At 40.9% G+C, this 17,548-nt stretch carries 15 protein-coding genes, 8 tRNA genes and 1 riboswitch; of the genes, 9 read left to right on the top strand and 14 right to left on the bottom strand.

What is annotated here, in order from left to right; translation table 11 throughout:
• Positions 1-35: 35 nt before the first annotated feature.
• The 4 genes from FS608_RS23315 to FS608_RS23300 form a co-directional block, all read right to left on the bottom strand.
• Positions 36-1,319, bottom strand: coding sequence for an MFS transporter (locus tag FS608_RS23315; RefSeq protein ID WP_144554954.1), 1,284 nt, complete (start codon positions 1,317-1,319; stop codon positions 36-38).
• 1 nt (position 1,320) lies between these two features.
• On the bottom strand, positions 1,321-2,280 hold the full coding sequence (locus FS608_RS23310; protein WP_144554953.1) for a sugar kinase: 960 nt from the start codon (positions 2,278-2,280) through the stop codon (positions 1,321-1,323).
• Positions 2,268-3,035, bottom strand: a complete 768-nt coding sequence (locus FS608_RS23305) for a sugar phosphate isomerase/epimerase family protein (protein ID WP_144554952.1) — start codon at positions 3,033-3,035, stop codon at positions 2,268-2,270. The genes FS608_RS23310 and FS608_RS23305 overlap by 13 nt, the downstream gene beginning before the upstream one ends.
• Before the next feature lie 213 nt (positions 3,036-3,248).
• On the bottom strand, positions 3,249-4,214 hold the full coding sequence (locus tag FS608_RS23300) for a quinone oxidoreductase family protein (protein ID WP_144554951.1): 966 nt from the start codon (positions 4,212-4,214) through the stop codon (positions 3,249-3,251).
• 233 nt (positions 4,215-4,447) lie between these two features.
• Here FS608_RS23300 and FS608_RS23295 point away from each other — a divergent pair, with 233 nt between their 5' ends.
• From FS608_RS23295 to FS608_RS23270, 6 genes are all read left to right on the top strand, one after another.
• Entirely contained in the window at positions 4,448-5,203 is a 756-nt protein-coding gene (locus FS608_RS23295; RefSeq protein ID WP_144554950.1) for an SAM-dependent methyltransferase, read from the top strand.
• Between the two features lie 369 nt (positions 5,204-5,572).
• Positions 5,573-5,992 carry a MarR family winged helix-turn-helix transcriptional regulator gene (locus FS608_RS23290; RefSeq protein WP_144554949.1) on the top strand — a complete coding sequence of 140 codons (420 nt, stop codon included), beginning with the start codon at positions 5,573-5,575 and terminating at the stop codon, positions 5,990-5,992.
• Positions 5,993-6,005: 13 nt separating this feature from the next.
• Complete coding sequence (locus tag FS608_RS23285; RefSeq protein WP_144554948.1) at positions 6,006-7,220, top strand: MFS transporter; 1,215 nt, start codon at positions 6,006-6,008, stop codon at positions 7,218-7,220.
• A gap of 92 nt (positions 7,221-7,312) precedes the next feature.
• Positions 7,313-7,498 (top strand): hypothetical protein, encoded by a 186-nt coding sequence (locus tag FS608_RS23280; protein WP_260871787.1) that lies wholly within the window; start codon positions 7,313-7,315, stop codon positions 7,496-7,498.
• 95 nt (positions 7,499-7,593) lie between these two features.
• A riboswitch (Lysine riboswitch) is annotated at positions 7,594-7,773 on the top strand.
• 127 nt (positions 7,774-7,900) lie between these two features.
• Positions 7,901-8,788, top strand: a complete 888-nt coding sequence (gene dapA / locus FS608_RS23275) for a 4-hydroxy-tetrahydrodipicolinate synthase (RefSeq protein WP_144554946.1) — start codon at positions 7,901-7,903, stop codon at positions 8,786-8,788.
• A 156-nt stretch (positions 8,789-8,944) separates the two neighbouring features.
• On the top strand, positions 8,945-10,618 hold the full coding sequence (locus FS608_RS23270; RefSeq protein WP_144554945.1) for a ribonuclease J: 1,674 nt from the start codon (positions 8,945-8,947) through the stop codon (positions 10,616-10,618).
• Positions 10,619-10,680: 62 nt separating this feature from the next.
• On the opposite strand, the gene FS608_RS23265 is transcribed toward FS608_RS23270, so the two are convergent.
• Positions 10,681-11,202, bottom strand: a complete 522-nt coding sequence (locus FS608_RS23265) for a response regulator (protein WP_144554944.1) — start codon at positions 11,200-11,202, stop codon at positions 10,681-10,683.
• Positions 11,203-11,293: 91 nt separating this feature from the next.
• The gene (desA, locus tag FS608_RS23260) at positions 11,294-12,328 is read right to left on the bottom strand and encodes a Delta(5) desaturase DesA (RefSeq protein ID WP_144554943.1); all 1,035 of its coding nucleotides are present in this window, start codon (positions 12,326-12,328) and stop codon (positions 11,294-11,296) included.
• 317 nt (positions 12,329-12,645) lie between these two features.
• Between desA and FS608_RS23255 the strand changes: the two genes are divergently transcribed.
• From FS608_RS23255 to sleB, 3 genes are all read left to right on the top strand, one after another.
• Positions 12,646-14,091, top strand: coding sequence for a DEAD/DEAH box helicase (locus FS608_RS23255; RefSeq protein WP_144554942.1), 1,446 nt, complete (start codon positions 12,646-12,648; stop codon positions 14,089-14,091).
• A gap of 129 nt (positions 14,092-14,220) precedes the next feature.
• Complete coding sequence (locus FS608_RS23250) at positions 14,221-15,681, top strand: M20 family peptidase (RefSeq protein ID WP_186328871.1); 1,461 nt, start codon at positions 14,221-14,223, stop codon at positions 15,679-15,681.
• Between the two features lie 110 nt (positions 15,682-15,791).
• A complete protein-coding gene (gene sleB / locus FS608_RS23245) occupies positions 15,792-16,511 on the top strand; it encodes a spore cortex-lytic enzyme (RefSeq protein ID WP_144554940.1) in 720 nt (239 codons plus the stop codon).
• A gap of 57 nt (positions 16,512-16,568) precedes the next feature.
• Here sleB and FS608_RS23240 read toward each other — a convergent pair.
• The 8 genes from FS608_RS23240 to FS608_RS23205 form a co-directional block, all read right to left on the bottom strand.
• Positions 16,569-16,642 (bottom strand) — tRNA-Ile (locus tag FS608_RS23240).
• A gap of 4 nt (positions 16,643-16,646) precedes the next feature.
• Positions 16,647-16,720 (bottom strand) — tRNA-Gly (locus FS608_RS23235).
• Positions 16,721-16,741: 21 nt separating this feature from the next.
• Positions 16,742-16,816, bottom strand: a tRNA-Gln gene (locus FS608_RS23230).
• A 15-nt stretch (positions 16,817-16,831) separates the two neighbouring features.
• A tRNA-His gene (locus FS608_RS23225) sits at positions 16,832-16,907 on the bottom strand.
• 45 nt (positions 16,908-16,952) lie between these two features.
• Positions 16,953-17,029 (bottom strand) — tRNA-Asp (locus FS608_RS23220).
• Positions 17,030-17,032: 3 nt separating this feature from the next.
• Positions 17,033-17,106: transfer RNA gene (locus FS608_RS23215), tRNA-Met, on the bottom strand.
• A 161-nt stretch (positions 17,107-17,267) separates the two neighbouring features.
• Positions 17,268-17,360, bottom strand: a tRNA-Ser gene (locus FS608_RS23210).
• 21 nt (positions 17,361-17,381) lie between these two features.
• Positions 17,382-17,458 (bottom strand) — tRNA-Met (locus FS608_RS23205).
• Positions 17,459-17,548 lie beyond the last annotated feature (90 nt).

Raw genomic sequence — 17,548 nt, 5'->3', positions numbered from 1 at the left:
AGCCTTGGAAAGATTCCAAAGCTGCTTCTACTTTTTTAAGCAGTTATTTTAACATCTGCTGCCTTGCTTTTATCCTTTTTTGCTGATTTTACCGCTAAGATGGTTAAAATTGCGGAAAGGAATAGAGATCCTGCCATAAAGATATAAGAAGTACCGAATCCACCTGTAGCATCATTTAAATATCCTACGATATAAGCACCAACAAATGAGCCTAACGCACCCATACTGTTAATAAGAGCCATCGCACCACCAGCTACATTACGCGGCAGGATTTCAGGAATGATGGCAAAGAATGGACCATAGGGAGCATACATGGCACCGCCGGCAATCACAAGTAAGACAAATGAAATCCAGAAATGTTCTGTTCCAATCGCATAAGAGGCATAGAAAGCGATTGCACCAATCAATAAGAACGGCCAAACAAATGCGTTTCGATTCAATGTTTTATCAGAGAAATAAGAAGCAACTAACATTAGAATAATGGCTAAAATATAAGGAACCGAAGATAACCAGCCTGTTTTTACGATATCCATATTTGGCGCTGCTTTAATAATCGATGGAAGCCACATGACGAATCCATAAACACCAATGCTCCATAGGAAGTATTGCGCGCTTAACAAAATAACTGGTTTTGATTTAAAAGCTTCGCCATAATTTTTTACCGGCTTAATTCCTTCTTGCTCTTTTGCTAATTGTTGTTCAAAATCATTCTTTTCTTGTTCGGTTAACCATTTTGCTTCTCTTGGTTTGTCGTTGACAACTTTCCACCAAATGAATGCCCAAATAACAGCCGGAAGCCCTTCAGCAATGAACATCCATCTCCAGCCTACAGAGTTAACTAAATAACCAGAAACAATTGACATCCATAATACGGTTGCTGGGTTTCCTAAAATCAAAAACGTATTCGCACGAGATCGTTCTGCTTTCGTAAACCAGTTACTTAAGAGTACAAGCATGGACGGCATAACTGCACTTTCCACAACTCCAAGTAAAAAGCGAATCACAAATAACAATTTAATATTCGAGATCATACCTGTAAATGAAGCTAATAAGCCCCATGCAATCAATGACCAGAAAATGAGTACCTTCGCACTCTTTTTCTCGGCAAACGCAGCACCTGGCACTTGGAAAAAGAAATATCCTAAAAAGAATAGAGAACCAAGTAAGGAAGAAGTACCAGCAGTAATGTGAAGATCCTCAGCTAATCCTGAAGCAGCTCCAAATCCATAGTTGGCACGGTCAAGGTAAGCAAGACTATACGTAATAAAAGCAATTGGAATAAGACGTAACCAGCGTTGTTTCGCAATCGTTTGTTTCATGTTATTTCACTCCCTCTAATTGATTTTCTATATATTTTTCTAACGCTGCTTTGGTTGGATAGCCGTCGTTATCACCAGGTGATTGGACCGCTAACGCACCAATCGCATTGCCTCTTAAAACCGCATCCTGAACTTTGAGACCTTCGAGTAATCCACTGATCACCCCAACGGCAAAACCATCACCGGCACCAACGGTATCAACCACTTTTTCCACACGAAAACCGCGAACGGTACCTTCTTCTGTTGCTGTTTTATAAAAAGCTCCCTCAGCCCCAAGCTTAATGACAACGAGCTCAACTCCCTTGTCTAAGTAAAAGGAGGCGATATCACGAGGTTCCTTAAATCCTGTTAAAATTTCACCCTCAGCGATGCCCGGTAACACATAATCTGCTTGGAACGCCACTTCGTTGATTTCCTTTACCATTTCTTCTTGTGATGCCCAAAGAGTGGGTCTTAAATTCGGGTCAAAGGAAACCTTTTTACCATTGTTTTTCATAAACGTTAGAGCGTGTTTTGCAAAGGCTCTTGGACTTTCCGAAAGGGCTAATGGAATCCCCGTCATATGCATGTGCTTTGCACGTTGAAAGTACTCTTCATTAAAATCATCATGGTTTAAATGACTTGCTGCCGAGCCTTTGCGAAAATATTGAACCTCTGGGTCGCCCTCTAACACCATCGATTTCAGTTGAAATCCAGTCGGATAATGTGGGTCGATCAAAACATGTTCGATGTCAACGTTTTCATTTTTGATCCGTTCGATGACAAATTTTCCAAACGCATCGTTTCCGACTTTACTTGCCCATCCAGAGCGCAAGCCAAGCCTGGCAAGCCCGATGGCTACATTCGTTTCTGCCCCGGCAAGTTCACGGGTAAATTGGCTGACTTCGTGTAAGGAACCAGGATGATTGGCCATAAACATCGCCATGGCTTCTCCAAAAGTAATTGTATCTAACTGTTGCATGTTAAAGCCTCACCTTCCATTATCATCTGAATAAACTCTGGTGTTCTCTCCTTCGGTTCGATCGGAAACTCAAGCGCTTTTACCATTTCAGATGGAAAACGATTCATAACCTTCTCCCAACTGTGACTTCCGTCTTTTTGTAATGGCACCGTGATGAACTCACCCATATCATCTTCTACTTGCTTTAAATGAAGATACTCGACATATGGTGCAAGTTTGCTGACGGCATCGTCCACATCCTGACCAGAATAATACCAGTTTCCGGCATCAAATGTCATCCTAACTGGTGTGCCCTGCTCGGAGGCGCTTTCAAAAAAGGATGTTAAATGATTGATATTCCCGCCATGAAGCGTTTGATCATTTTCAACAAACATTTGAATTTCCTGATGTTGATTCAAAAAGGTATTTAGTGTGTTAAAATTGGATTGGCCTTTTTGAAAATGCCCAAGAGAAACCTTGATCCATTTAGCTCCTAGCTCTTTTCCTTCTTGAAAGATCTCGTTTAATTCCGTTTCGTTTAACTCGTGATCGGCTTTCCATAACTCAATCGGAGCCGAATATACAGTGAACAACTGATATTGTTCAATTTTTTGTTTAATTTGATGTAGTGGTGGATCTTGATCCGACAATAATTCACGTCGAATCTCAATTCCATAAGCACCTGAATCTGCAATGAGCCTAATAAATGAAGTTTGCCCTTTCTTCAAGACTTCAAATCTATCAAATGCGTTTATCGGGACAATTACATTATTCATAACAAAAATCCCCTTTTTAAAAAGTACTTTCGATAAAACGTTTTAGTAAATCGGTTTAGTAAATCGATTTACTCATATTATAAACCCACTGAAAGCGCTTTTGCAATAAAAAATTAAATATTTTTCTTTATCATGATTTTGGTGCCTGACTCCAAAGATGACTCCAAAAGAACTACCCCCACAATTGTGGAGGCTCGTAAGTTTATATGGATATTATGGTATTAATAATATTTTCCCTGTGCTCTTCCGGCTTTCTAAATAACGGTGTGCTTCTTGACCATCGCTTAGTGTGAAGGTAGTTGGAGCGGATACTTTAACCTTTCCTTCCGTCATCCACCGGAACAGCTCAGTTGAACGAGCAATTCGTTCTTCTCGGGAGGTAAGGACATTCCAAAGGTCTCCACCCGTCAAGGTTTTGGATGTATCCATCAGCATTCTTGGATCCACTAAAGCTGGGTCCCCTCCTGCCATTCCGTAAAATACAACCGTCCCGCCGATGCGAGTGACATCAAAACTGTCTGGAAGCGTTGAACCTACTGATTCATAGACCACATTGACACCTTTACCATTTGTCGCTTCGAGGATTTGCCTTTTCCAATCATCCTTGTACAAGAACACTTTATCCGCTCCTGCTTCTTTTGCTGCAGTGGCTTTTTCGATGGACGAAGTTAAACCTATAACTGTCCCGCCTAGTAATTTGACAATTTGAACCAAGAGCTGCCCGACCCCGCCTGCTGCTGCATGGACTAGTACGATATCTTTCTTTTTCACGGGATAACTATCCCTTGTTAAATAATGAGCCGTTAATCCTTGTAATAGCACGGAAGCTGCTTCCTCAAACGAGATCGTTTCAGGCAGAGGGATCGCCTTTTCCACTGGAACAGCTACGAACTCTGCATTGGCATGTGGTACATCGGCAAAGGCAATCGGCTCGCCAATGCGGATGCCTTGAACATTTTCTCCGACCTTTGTAACGATTCCTGCCCCTTCATACCCTAAAATAAAGGGAGGCTCTCCCTCGAGATGGTAGTTACCTTTTCTTCTATATATATCAGCAAAATTTAGGCCAATTACTTTCATATTAAGGAGTATTTCATCTGGACCAATAACAGGTTCGTTGATTTCTGAATACTTCAGTACCTCTGGCCCGCCAAACGTATTAAAAACTAATGCTCTCATATTGATAACCTCATTTAAACTAATTTTGCACTACGTTTTTATTAAATAGAATTGGGCTAGAGATTGCAACTTACTTAACTGGCGAGGTGCCTTCATGAAGAAGGAACTATCTCTCCTACCCAGCTTTACTTTAGATACGATTATACGATTCAATCCATTACATATTAACTTGCTTCATAAAGCTGAGTAAGATACGCTTCATACAGACCACTTAGACAAGGAGATATTAATATATGGATAGAAATAAATTTTCAGCAATTGCCCACCGCGACCATGCCTTTAGTAATCCGATTAACGAAAAAAAGATAATGAAAATGCTTGATATTGTCTCTCCAAAAGCCTCTGACAAAGTGATTGATATTGGAGCAGGAAAGTGTGAACTGTTAATTCGCTTGGTGGAAAAATACCATGTAGCCGCTACAGCTATCGAATTGTATGAAGGGTCCATCGAGGAAGCAAAGCAGAAGGCAAACGGCAGAATTCCTGAAGGTAGCATTGAGTTTATTGTGGAAGATGCCAACCCGGCAGTCGAAAGATGTAAAGAAGCAGGATATGATTTTGGCATTTGTATTGGTTCCACCCACGCATTAGGTGGACTTGAACCCACCCTACAGACATTAAAACGTCTAGTTAAGAAAAATGGTTACATTCTGATTGGCGAGGGATATTGGAAACAAACTCCAAGCCCTGCGTATTTAGAAGCGCTCGGAGGAGCTGACGAGTCGGAATGTAAAACCCATGCGGATACTGTAAAGGCTGGCGAAATATTAGGGTTAATCCCGCTTTGGTCTTATGTAGCCAATGATGATGAATGGGATGATTACGAATGGCTTTATTCGATGTCCGTTGAGAATTATTGTCTTGAAACTCCAGAAGACCCCGATTGTGATGCCATGCTAGAGCGGATCCGAACTTGGCGTCGGACTTATTTGACTTGGGGCAGGGATACGTTGGGATTCGGTTTGTATTTGTTTAGGAATAACAAATAGCACCTTAAAAGCCTTATTTACCAAGGCTTCAACCCTATTTAATCAAACGTTTGATTAGTTTTTCAGAGGTATTTTCCGACCTTTTTTAATCAAACGTTTGATTAGTTTTTCCTCAAAAAAAATTTCGCACACCAGAAAAAGCCTTTAATACCAAGGTCTCTCCCCCATTTAATCAATCGTTTGATTAGTTTTTCCAAAACTACACTATCCCCTCATAAATCCATATATCCCAAGGCTTCCACACGTTTTAATCAAACGTTTGATTAGTAACATCGATTAGACTAATAAAGCCGCATCTGGTACACTATAATAGTTACCCAAGGTAATTATTACTCTAGCTAACTATTTAATTTATTCGGGGTGATTTAAATAAAAACTTCACAAAAATTCTTTCACCAATTATTGATGCTGTACCGGCCGTTTGAAAATAAATTGAATTTCCATTTGGCTGAACACCAACTACACAGAGCACAATGGTCTATTTTTCACTGCTTATCCAATAATGGACCTGCTACACTTGTGGAACTTTCTCATTATTTATATGTAGAAAAGCCCACAGTGACTCGGACTATTAATCGCTTAGAAGAACTAGGATATGTCGAACAGGTTCCTAGCAACGATAAACGTGAAAAGCGGATACAGCTGACAGAACTAGGAAAAAAAGTATATACGGATGTTCGTGTCACGATTGATCAATTTGAAAATGACATCTTAAAAGGAATCTCAGAGCAGGAACAGCTTGAGACCATCCGAATTATGGGAATCATACGAGACCATATTATTAAGTAAGGAGTTAATTAACGTGAATCAACCAAGAGCTAAACTTTGGACCAAGGATTTTACGATTGTTTCCGGGGTCAATTTTTTCGTCACTTTAGTCTTTTATTTATTAATTGTCATCATTGGTGTTTATTCAGTAGACAAATTTCATGCTTCTACAAGTCAAGCAGGTCTTGTCACAGGGATCTTTATTGTCGGTTCATTGATTGGCAGGCTATTGATTGGCAGATTTATTGAATCAATTGGCCGAAGGAGAACGTTAATCATTGGTGCCGTCTTTTTTATTTTGACACTTCTTCTCTATTTTCTGAATTTCGGGATTACCTTCCTGCTTATAACACGCTTACTTCATGGGATTGCTGCTGGAATGGTCGGTACAGCAACAGGAACGATTGTGGCCCAGATTATCCCTGCTTCACGGAAAGCAGAAGGAATTGGCTATTTTAGCATGAGTGCAACATTGGCTACCGCAATTGGCCCATTCATTGGTCTATACATGACCCAGCATACGGATTTTCAAATGATTTTTATTTTCTCTCTTGTATTAGGGGTTATTAGTTTGATCACAGCCTTCTTTGTAAATGTGCCACAATTGGAAGGATCGCCCCAACCAACTGAAACAAAAGGATTTAAGCTTTCCAATTATATAGAACCCAAGGCACTTCCAATTGCTGTTATTACACTAATAGTTGCTTTTTGTTATTCCAGTGTTCTTTCGTTTATTAACTTCTATGCGATAGAAATTGACCTAGTAAGTGCGGCAAGTTTCTTTTTCTTAGTTTATTCCATAGCCGTATTGTTATCTCGCCCCCTTACCGGTCGTATAATGGATTTAAAAGGGGCAAACTATATTATGTATCCATGTATTATTGCCTTTGCCGGAGGTTTGTTCCTTCTTAGCACCGCAAGCGTTAATATTATATTATTAGCAGCTGGCGTACTAATCGGACTTGGTTTTGGTAACTTGCAATCAAGTACCCAAGCCATAGCAGTAAAAGTAACTCCTCCCCATCGGATGGGATTGGCAACTTCCACTTTCTTTATCTTTCTTGATGCCGGTCTTGGGTTTGGTCCATACATCCTTGGTTTTTTTATTCCGCTAACTGGCTATCGTACTTTGTATGTAATCCTAGGTGCAGTCGTTCTTGCGTCGATGGTTTTTTACTACTTCCTCTACGGTAAGAAAGAACTTCCAAGAAGGACCATGGTAAAGGAACCAACACCTGGCACTCATTGATTTCTAGCACCACCCTCCCGATGAAGACATAAAACCTGTTTTAAGCAAATATGATTAACATAAGAATCCTAATAAAGGGGTCGGTAAATTTGATGATTTTTAATAAAATTGCATTATCCTTTGTAGTTTTCTTTTCCATCAGTATGATCATAAATACTTATTTAGGAGAAAAGGAACAGATCCAATCGGATGTTATTTATTTTGTGATGAACGGATTTGCTTATATTGTATCTGCATTAGAAGTGGAAAAAGAAAAACAGGGATTAGAGACTGCATAGATTTGGCATATCTAGTTCCTTTTTCCCTTGAAACAAAAGGAATATTCTGATATATTATTATCAATTATATATTTTTCTTGCTTCAATACGTTTGAAGTGAGGATAGAGGCGCAAAGACATTAGTACGCAACTGGAGGATAATGAGGTCCAACGATGGTTGTGGAAAGGGGAATTTGCCGAAGTTTCATTGATTCTCATTTATCATGAAGCTGGTTCTGCTATTGAAAAAATACAGAACTGTCATATAGGAGACTATATGGAGGGCTATCTTACGCACGGAAACTTAGTTATTTATGTTTCTAATGCAACAGTGAACCCTCACTGTTGCTTTTTTGCGTTGAATTTTGAATGGCCTTGCCCACCTCTAAATTTTATAAAAATTTATTAAAAGGGTGAGAAAAGATGAATTTTGGCCAAGTTTTAACCGCGATGGTTACACCATTTGATCAAAATGGCGAGGTTGATTTTAACGCAGTAAGAAGATTAGTAGATTATTTAATTGATAATGGGACGGACGGTCTTGTCGTTGCTGGTACAACAGGGGAATCTCCAACCTTAACGACAGATGAAAAAATCGCTCTATTTAAAGCTGTTGTCGTCGCAGCGAAAGGAAGAGTTCCTGTCATCGCTGGCACTGGCTCAAATAACACGAGGGCTTCTATCAGTTTAACAAAGCAGGCTGAGGAAACAGGTGTAGATGGTATTATGCTTGTTGCTCCATACTATAACAAACCTTCCCAAGAAGGTATGTATCAACACTTCAAAGCAATTGCTGAATCTACATCATTGCCGGTAATGCTATATAATATCCCTGCCCGAAGTGTGGTTAATATATCGCCAGAGACCATTGTTCGCCTTTCACAAATCGAGAATATTGTCGCTGTAAAAGAAGCAAGCGGCAACTTGGATGACATGGCGGCTATTATTAGCCAAACTCCTAGCGATTTTACCCTTTATAGTGGGGATGACAGCTTAACATTGCCGGTTTTAGCAATTGGCGGTGCTGGAGTTGTATCTGTTGCTTCCCATATTATTGGCAATGAAATGCAAGAAATGATTAATCACTTTAAAAATGGCCGCGTCCAAGAAGCGGCTCACTCTCATCGCCAACTTCTGCCTCTTATGAAGGCATTATTTACGGCTCCTAATCCGGCACCAGTAAAAGCAGCCCTGAACATGAGCGGGGTGCAGGTTGGTGGACTTCGATTGCCATTGCTTCCTCTGAGTCATGAGGAGGAAAGGGTATTGCAAGAGGTTTTGCCTGGACATCTAGTCCAAACATTAAATTAATTTGCTTGTAGGCTGTCAACACACAGGAAATTCAGTGCTGTTGGCAGCCTTTTTTTGATGGTAACTATCTAGAAAAAGTTTCCATCTCCCATTCCAATAAAGTCTAACCAAAAGGGCATACTATTGATATTTACTTGGTATAGGGAGGATATTCACTTGCAAACCAATGATCAGCAATTATCCATTTTCGCTTTAGGCGGCATCAATGAAATCGGTAAAAACATGTATGTGGTTCAATACGCAGACGATATTTTTATCATTGACTGCGGTGGAAAGTTTCCAGATGAGAGTTTATTAGGAATTGATTTAATTATCCCCGATATTACCTATTTAGAAGAAAATCAGGAGAAAATCCGCGCATTGATTGTCACCCATGGGCATGAGGACCATATTGGCGGGATCCCGTATATCTTAAGAAAATTGAACGTCCCTATTTATGCTACCCGCTTTACATTGGGTCTCATTGAATTAAAAATTGACGAGCACCGATTGAATGGAAACACAAAGCTCGTGACAATTGATTCTAATTCCAAACTTGAGTTTGGGGAAACTTCGGTTTCCTTCTTTAGAGTAAGTCACAGTATCCCGGATTGTCTCGGCATTGTTTTTCATACTCCAGAGGGGAATGTCGTTCATACCGGAGACTTCAAATTTGATTTAACACCGGTGAATAATCAACATTCGGATATTCATAAAATGGCTGATATCGGCGAGCAAGGTGTCTTAGTTTTAATATCTGAAAGTACCAATGCGGAGCGTAAAGGGCTAACACCTTCAGAGCAGATGATTGGGGACAATATGGATGAAGCTTTCATGAAAGCGGAAGGGAAAATCTTCATATCTACCTTTGCATCGAATGTAAATCGTGTTCAGCAGGTCGTTGCCTCTGCCATAAAATCCAATCGAAAGATCGCGCTTCTTGGCCGTAGTATGGTAAATGTCGTCTCTGTTGCAATAGAGCGGGGATATTTAACCATGCCCGAAGGAATGCTCATCGAAGCACGGGATGTTGACCAACTTACTCCGGAAAAAGTGGTCATCCTATGCACCGGAAGTCAGGGGGAACCCATGGCGGCTCTTGCTCGCTTAGCCAGCGGAAACTATCGGGATGTTTCCATTTATCCGGGAGATACAGTTATCTTAGCTGCCTCACCAATACCGGGCAATGAAAAAGATGTGTCAAGGATCATCGACAACTTATTCAAACTAGGTGCTAAAGTGATCTATGGCTCAGGCAGTTCAACGGGTATGCATGTTTCTGGGCACGGTTATCAGGAAGACTTAAAGCTCATGCTTACTTTAATGAAACCAACCTATTTTATTCCGATTCATGGTGAATATCGAATGCTGCATCATCACCGGTTATTAGCGGAGTCAGTGGGCGTAGAGCAAGGGAATACATTTATTATTAAAAATGGCGATGTGGTTGATATCGAAAATTCCGTTGCTCGTCAGACCCGCTCCATTCCAGCTGGGGATACATATGTAGACGGAATGGGCGTTGGCGACATTGGGGACATTGTCCTCAGGGACCGGAAACAACTTTCTGAAGATGGAATGCTCGTAATTGTGATCACCATTAGTAAAGGAGACCGAAAGATCATTTCTGGACCTGATACGATTACGCGCGGTTTCGTCTATGCACGTGATTCGGATCAGCTCCTCAAAGAGATAAACCGCCTTGCTAAGAAAACCATTAATGACCTCCAAAGTGAAAATATCCGCCAATGGAATGTCATGAAACAAAACATCAAAAAAAGCGTCGGCCAATATGTATTTGCCCAAACAAAAAGAAAACCGATGATCCTGCCTATCATTATTGAAATATAAAAATATAAAAAAGGGTGTCAGACACTATGTGAAAATTTCACATGGTGCCTGACACCTATTTTCTACCCTGTTGGTAATTTTATTTTATCTAGTATGGTGGTAAGGTAGTTTCTGACTGTGTTGATTTTTGTTTGTTCCTTGAGGCGTTGTTTTTGTTGTATTTTTTCTATATCTTGTTTTTGGTCAATGGGGTCTTCATCGATTAGTTCCGCGTTATAAATTTTATCTCCGTTATTAATGCTGCGAATGGAATTGGCTAGTTCCTCACTAGGGCTATCCTTCAATAAAAACCCACTTACCCCCGCCTGTAAAGCACGCCGATAATATCCATTTCGCGCAAAGGTAGTTAGAATAATCACCTTGCAGCCAAATGAACTTAAGGCTTCTGCTGCCTCTAGCCCACTCATTTCAGGCATCTCGATATCCATGATACAAACATCAGGCTGCAGTTGATGCACTAGTGAAAGTGCCTCTTCCCCATTGCTTGCTTGACCGACCACTTCCATGTCGTCTTCCAAATTCAAGAGAGAACCCATTGCACCAAGCAGCAGTTCCTGATCCTCTGCAATAACTATTCGAATCATGTAAGTTCTCTCCTTATCTGGCAGCTGTTATGTAAATAACAACTCCCCTTATTGAAGGGGAGCAAGCCTGTAATAATGGGATCTTTAGTTGTTAAATTTCCGGTTTCACTTGTTGGACAGTGAACCTTTTCTTCGCTAAAGCTTTAACTTCCTTAAAGGTTACAAAGTTCTTTCGTTCCTCATCCCATAAACGGAATTTAAGAGACTTTAAGCTTGTAGCAAGCGTAATCGTCGGAACCTTTTGTAAAGGAAGCGTATTTTTGTGTGCCTCTTCCAATTTATAGTTAGGAACCCGTGGGCTTAAATGGTGCACATGGTGAAAGCCAATATTTCCAGTCAACCATTGCAAAACTTTTGGAAGTTTATAGAATGAACTACCTTCAACTGCTGCTTTCACATATTCCCATTCTTTATCTTCTTCAAAATAAGAATCTTCAAAAGTATGCTGTACGTAGAACAACCAAATACCTGCAGCTCCTGAGATCATGAAAATCGAACCCTGTACTAATAGAAACGACTGCCATCCGATTGCCCAACAAAGTATACTAATCAGAGCAACAATCAGAACATTGGTTAAATACGTGTTGTTACGTTCCTTCTGTTTTGCGCCTTTACGGTTAAATCGATTTTTAAGAAGAAAAACATAAATCGGGCCTAATCCAAGCATGACCAATGGATTGCGATAAAAACGATAAGCTAAACGAAGTCTAAGTGGCGCAGCTAAATATTCATCTACTGTAAGTGTCCAAATATCTCCTGTACCTCGTTTATCCAAGTTTCCACTTGTTGCGTGATGAACAGAATGCTCATGTCCCCATTGATCAAAGGGGAAGATGGTTAATACACCCATCGCTGTCCCAACGATTCGGTTGGCACGGCGGCTTTTAAAAAAGGAATGATGGGTACAATCATGAAATATGATGAAAATCCTAGTTAGTAATCCTGCGGAAATTACAATCGGAACCAATGCTAACCAATAGGAAACGGATAGGCTTAAATAGGCTAAGTACCATAATGCAATAAATGGCACGACAGTATTTATAATCTGCCATACACTTTCTTTTGTCGTTGATTTTTCAAAGGGAGCCACTTGTTTTTTTAGAGTCTTCGTATTTTGTAAGGTCATTTTTTTGAATTCCCTTCCTTCTTCGTGTCGTTATATCAAAGTATAAAGAAAGAAGTTTGTCCTTGTTAGTAGCAGGTGTCATGTGCAGGATATGACAAATGTCACATTACAATAATATTTTTCAGCAAAAAAGTGCCTGACACCAGATATAGCAACACTTCTGGTGTCAGGCACTTTTTTTGAAATAATTTTAAAAATTATTTTGGGTGAATGGTGTATATCCAGTATAATGGAGCGTATTCAGTTTATGCATATGATATTTCTTTGCGAGAAATCCTAAAGGTAAGCCGGATAATACTAATAAACGAGGTAAATACATGAGTAAAGTAAGTTTTGCGGATTATCATTTAAGTGACGAAATCACAAGAGCACTGACCATTTTAAAATATGACACTCCTACCGAGGTCCAAACCAAGGTCATTCCCCTGGCATTGAAGAATCAAGATCTGGTTGTAAAATCGCAAACGGGCAGCGGTAAGACAGCCGCCTTCGCGATCCCTGTTTGCAACATGATTAACTGGGAAGAAAGGAAGCCACAAGCATTAATTCTTACCCCAACGAGAGAACTTGCGGTTCAAGTGCGCGAGGATGTGACGAATATTGGCAGGTTTAAACGGATCAAGGCCATGGCTGTTTACGGGAAAGAACCATTTTCGAAGCAAAAAGAAGAACTGCAGCAGAAAACGCATGTCGTCGTAGGAACACCCGGACGTGTCATGGACCATATTGACAGAGAGACCCTCATTCTTGATGAAATAAAGTATCTTATTATCGATGAAGCAGATGAAATGCTTAATATGGGGTTTATCGACGAAGTTGAAGCGATCATAAAAGAACTTCCTTCCAACCGAGTCACCATGGTCTTCTCGGCTACCTTACCGGAGGATGTCGAGAACCTCTGCCATAAGTATATGAAAAATCCTGTTAATATCGAAATTGCATCCACCGGGGTCACGACGGATACGATTGAACATAGGTTAATCGAGGTCAATGAGGAAGACAAACTATCCCTGCTCAAGGATGTTACAGTGGTCGAGAATCCAGACAGCTGTCTTATCTTTTGCCGGACAAAGGAACATGTCGATACTGTTTATTCCGAATTGGAAGAATCCAATTATTCTTGTGAACGACTTCATGGAGGATTAGAACAACAAGATCGGTTTGCCGTAATGGATGGCTTCAAAATGGGGAATTTCCGCTACCTCATCGCCACGGATGTAGCTGCACGTGGAATTGATATTGATAATGTCACCCTCGTCATCAATTATGACGTCCCGATGGAAAAGGAAAGCTATGTCCATCGCACCGGGAGAACGGGTCGTGCCGGAAATGAAGGCAAAGCGATAACTTTTGCCACCCCATATGAAGGGAAATTTGTTCGTTCGATAGAGCGATATATTGGCTTTGAGATTCCTAAAATGGAGGCTCCAAAGCCTGCTGAAGTTGCAAAAGGAAAAGACGCTTTCGAAGAAAAAATCGGTGGCCGCCGTGTCGTAAGAAATAATAAAACCGCACGGATTAACCAAGGTATCATGAAGCTGCATTTCAGTGGTGGAAAAAAGAAGAAGATGCGCGCAGTCGATTTTGTTGGGACGATCGCAAAAATCCCTGGTGTCACGGCCGAGGATATTGGCATTATCACCATTCAGGATCAGATGACCTATGTTGATATTTTGAATGGCAAGGGCGCGCTCGTCTTACAGGCGATGGAGAATGCCACCATTAAAGGAAAGAAACTTAAAGTTAGCAAAGCACTTAAATAAAGGAAGTACTTTATTTCGAGCGATTATCCATGATAATCGTTCTTTTCTTTTTATAATCACATAAAGTTCCTACTATTCTGATAATATTGTACAATTAAGGTATTAACAGGAAAAGTGGGGATGTTTTCTATGAAAAAGCGAAAGCTTGCACTACGAATTTTTGGCGGTATCATTCTTGTTTTCCTAACTATAACCGTTTTCAATACTCTAATAACAAAATCAAAACAACCGGCTCCCCACCCAACAGACATAGTAATTAACGAGGATGTTGCAGTTGAGAATTTATCCAAAGCAATAACTTACAAAACCATATCCTATCAAGACCGCAGTAAATTTGATTTTAAGGAATTTGAAAAGTTTATTGCCTTTTTACACGAAAGTTTCCCACGTATTTACGAACAGTTAGAATTTGAAAGAGTAAATAATTATGCCCTTGTATATAAATGGAAAGGCAGCGATGCAGGCAAAAGGCCCGTCGGTTTAACAAGTCATTATGATGTGGTTCCTGTTTTATCTGGAACGGAAGCCAATTGGGAGCAAAAACCTTTCAGTGGCGCCATTGTGGATGAGAAGATATGGGGCCGAGGGACATTAGATGACAAAATCGGCGTGATTGGAATTTTACAAGCGGTTGATTATTTGTTAATGGAAGGATTCCAGCCGAAGCGCGATCTGTATTTTATGTTTGGATTTGATGAAGAGATCGGCGGTGATGAAGGGGCTAGAACGATTGTTGATACCTTAAAAGACAGAGGGATAACCTTTGACTATGTTTTGGATGAAGGTGGAGCAATCGTTGAAAACATGGTTCCTGGTGTGAATCAGCCTGTTGGTGTGGTTGGTATTTCGGAGAAAGGATCAGCGACAGCAGAACTAACAATTGAAGGCAGCGGCGGTCACTCCTCCCAGCCAAAGGATCACACCAATATTGGCCGGATATCAAGTGCCATTGCGAAACTTGAAGATACTCAGTTTCATGGTGACCTTAGAGGTCCCGGTGAAGATTTATTTGAATATGTTGCACCAGAAATGAGTTTTGGGATGAAATATGTGTTTGCCAACAAAGTCATTTTTGAGCCGGTGATTGAAAAAATATTACTTGGACAGCCAGCCTCTGCAGCATTAATTCGTACCACGATTGCCCCAACGATTTTTCAAGCTGGCGAGCAATATAATGCCTTACCTGAAAAAGCCACCGCTTTCATCAACCTTCGACTCATGCCTGGTGATTCCTTAGGTGAAGTAAAGACATTCATTGAGGACACCATCGATGATGATGATATTAACGTGACGGTAACAGGTAATGAAGCCTCCAAGGTGTCTTCGATTACGGGATGGCCATTTAAGTCGATTCAACAAGCTGCGAGGAATGTATACGGGAAAGCAGTCATTGCCCCGTATTTAATGTTTGCCGGCTCTGATGCAAGGCAATATGATCGGATTTCTAGTAATACTTATCGGTTCCTACCTGTACAGATTACTTCAGAGGATCTCAATCGAATGCATGGAACGAATGAACATGTCAGCGTCGAAAACTACCTAAATGCGATAAAGTTTTATACGGAAGTGATTAGAGAGTCAAATAAATAATAGTTATGGGAGGGATACCGCAATCGGGCGGTATTCTTTTTTATTCATCTTACATAAAAGGGCAAATTTTGAAGAAAATAACGTTATTATTGTTCTTAGGAGGCTATATTTTGCTAGAAAAAGCTTTCATAAAGACACGGCTGATTTTTCTTGTGCTTTTTATTGTATTCATTACCACTAGTGAACAAAGTAATGACGTATTTGCGTTTACTAGTCAGGTTCTCCAAAGGGGTTCAACAGGAGAAGACGTTATTGAATTACAGTCACGACTCAAATATAACGGCTTTTATACAAGTAATGTAGATGGTGTATTTGGCTGGAATACCTATTGGGCCGTCCGGAATTTTCAAGATCAATTTGGTCTTCCTGTGGATGGTGTGGTAGGCTCTAAAACAAAGGCAGCTATTGTGAAAGCAACAAAATATGAAAAAACTAATTCATCGGGAAACAATTCTGCTAATGTCACAGGAGGTTTTTCACAAAATGATATTCAATTGATGTCAAACGCTGTTTACGGGGAATCACGTGGAGAGGAATACACTGGACAGGTTGCTGTTGCAGCAGTTATTTTGAATCGGGTCAGTCACTCATCGTTTCCAGATACAGTTGCAGGTGTCATCTATCAACCAGGAGCCTTTACTGCAGTGGCAGATGGCCAGATTAATTTAACACCCAATGCGACTGCGAAGAAAGCAGTTATGGATGCGATCAATGGCTGGGATCCTAGTGGCGGAGCCATTTATTATTTTAATCCTGATACCGCGACAAGTGGCTGGATATGGAGTCGGCCTCAAATCAAAAGAATTGGGAAACATATTTTTTGTAAATAGTGTATGTAAAAAAAACGACTTAGAGGTTGTAAGAAACTTCTAAGTCGTTTTTTATGATGGGCCTAAATGGACTCGAACCATCGACCTCACGCTTATCAGGCGTGCGCTCTAACCAGCTGAGCTATAGGCCCATATTGGAGCGGGTGATGAGAATCGAACTCACAACATCAGCTTGGAAGGCTGAGGTTTTACCACTAAACTACACCCGCATTATCAAAAATAAGTAAAAATGGCTGGGCTAGCTGGATTTGAACCAACGCATGTCGCAGTCAAAGTGCGATGCCTTACCGCTTGGCTATAGCCCAGTAATCAAATAATAATGGGGCGACTGATGGGAATCGAACCCACGAATGCCTGAACCACAATCAGGTGCGTTAACCACTTCGCCACAATCGCCAAAATAACCTATATATCAATAGCAGGAAACCTACTAGAAAAAAATGGCGGTCCGGACGGGACTCGAACCCGCGACCTCCTGCGTGACAGGCAGGCATTCTAACCAACTGAACTACCGGACCAAATTGCGGGGACAGGATTTGAACCTGCGACCTTCGGGTTATGAGCCCGACGAGCTACCGGACTGCTCCACCCCGCGATAATAGAAAGAAATATAGTTTTCACATGCTCCTAATTTTAGGACCGCCCCGATTTCAGAAAGCTTATTCAAGCAGCGGCTCAATCGTTGCGCTGAAGTTTATTCGAAGAAGATTATTCGAACGTGCTCCACCCCGCGATAATAGAAATTATTAATATAAATGGAGGAGGAAGAGGGATTCGAACCCCCGCGCGGTATGACCCGCCTGTCGGTTTTCAAGACCGATCCCTTCAGCCAAACTTGGGTATTCCTCCAGTTTCAAACAACTAATCATTTGGTAGCGGCGGAGGGGATCGAACCCCCGACCTTACGGGTATGAACCGTACGCTCTAGCCAGCTGAGCTACACCGCCAAAGAACACTTATAATTATGGTGGAGGATGACGGGATCGAACCGCCGACCCTCTGCTTGTAAGGCAGATGCTCTCCCAGCTGAGCTAATC

Source organism: Bacillus sp. X1(2014), from assembly GCF_007678255.1.
This window is presented reverse-complemented; position numbering and strand designations above follow the sequence as displayed.